Below are 1,201 nucleotides of genomic sequence, written 5' to 3'. Positions count from 1 at the left end.
AACCCATCCGAGGCGGTCGAGGAAAAGGTGTCGCTGTCCGACCGGTTCGGGCTGTGGCTCGGCTTCCACAAATGTTCGCAGGACGAGTATCTCGACATGATCGATGGCTATGTCCGGCACCATGGGCTGGCAATCGATCCCGACACGCTGCGTGCCGAAGCATTGGAATGGGCGACGACGCGCGGCAGCCGCTCGGGCCGCGTCGCCTGGCAGTTCACCCAGGACCTGGCTGGACGGCTCGGCAAGCCACTGAGGGACTGACACGTTGGGTGGCGTCGCCAACGCCATCCAATGACAAGATCATTTGGGCTGCGCCCGGCGCAAATCACGCGGCGTTTGGCCGATCTCGCGGCGCATCCAGTGCGCCAGATGTGACTGGTGCGCAAAGCCCGTCAATTCCGCCACCTTGCTTGTGCTGAGATCGCCTCGCTGCAGCAGGGCGCGTGCGCGTTCGACGCGACGTCGCACCACGTAGCGGTGCAGGGTGACGCCCGTCGCCGCCTTGAACCAAGCCCGCAAGTGCGAGCTGCTCGCCCCGGCAACTCGGCTCAATCGCTGGATTGAAAGGGGCTCGTGCAAGCCAGCTTCGATATGCTCCAACACTCGCTTGAGCTGGGCATCTGACAACCGGTTTGTTCGCTCGACATCGGAATTCTCAAGACCGAGCAGCCTCACCGCCAGAGCGGCGCCAATGCTGTCGGCAAACAAAGATCCACTCGGTGAGTTTGCGCCGAGATCGCTCTCGAGTGCACGGGCGAGATGTTGGATGCGCTGATCACGAAGCAGATGACGTGTGTCGAGCGGCAACGCGCGCGCCTTGCCACCTAGCTCAGCCGCCACCCTTTCCATCAGGGCTGGTTGTAACGCGATCTCGATCGTGTCGAACGGGGTTTCGGTCTCGAAGCCGCCCTCTTGGCCAGCGGGCACCAGGTCAATATCGCCAGCGCGCCTCACGAAATATCGACCAACCTCATTGCAGTAGGAACGCGTCGCCGCGCTTGCATGCACCATGATGCGATGATGGGCCGCCCTGGAGAGACGATGGACGCCCGCTTCGATATGCCAGAAGGCCATTGTGACGTCGGGCGGAAATCGGGCCGGAACAGACTGCGAATGCATGCTCTCTCGCTTCCTGGCAAAACCTGTCCAAGAATTGGCAATTCCCGCGCGATTTTCAATGCCGGGGACATGTACCTACGCC

At 62.0% G+C, this 1,201-nt stretch carries 2 protein-coding genes; one reads left to right on the top strand and one right to left on the bottom strand.

The genetic code is table 11. The features are described from left to right. Positions 1-261 (top strand): DUF815 domain-containing protein (locus EN893_RS34710; RefSeq protein WP_128362197.1); only part of this gene is annotated, 261 nt, incomplete at its 5' end. A 39-nt stretch (positions 262-300) separates the two neighbouring features. On the opposite strand, the gene EN893_RS34705 is transcribed toward EN893_RS34710, so the two are convergent. Then, on the bottom strand, positions 301-1,119 hold the full coding sequence (locus EN893_RS34705) for an AraC family transcriptional regulator (RefSeq protein WP_127273191.1): 819 nt from the start codon (positions 1,117-1,119) through the stop codon (positions 301-303). Between the last annotated feature and the right edge of the window lie 82 nt (positions 1,120-1,201).

Source organism: Mesorhizobium sp. M7A.F.Ca.CA.004.04.2.1 (genome assembly GCF_004022825.1).
Lineage (GTDB): Bacteria > Pseudomonadota > Alphaproteobacteria > Rhizobiales > Rhizobiaceae > Mesorhizobium.
This window is presented reverse-complemented; position numbering and strand designations above follow the sequence as displayed.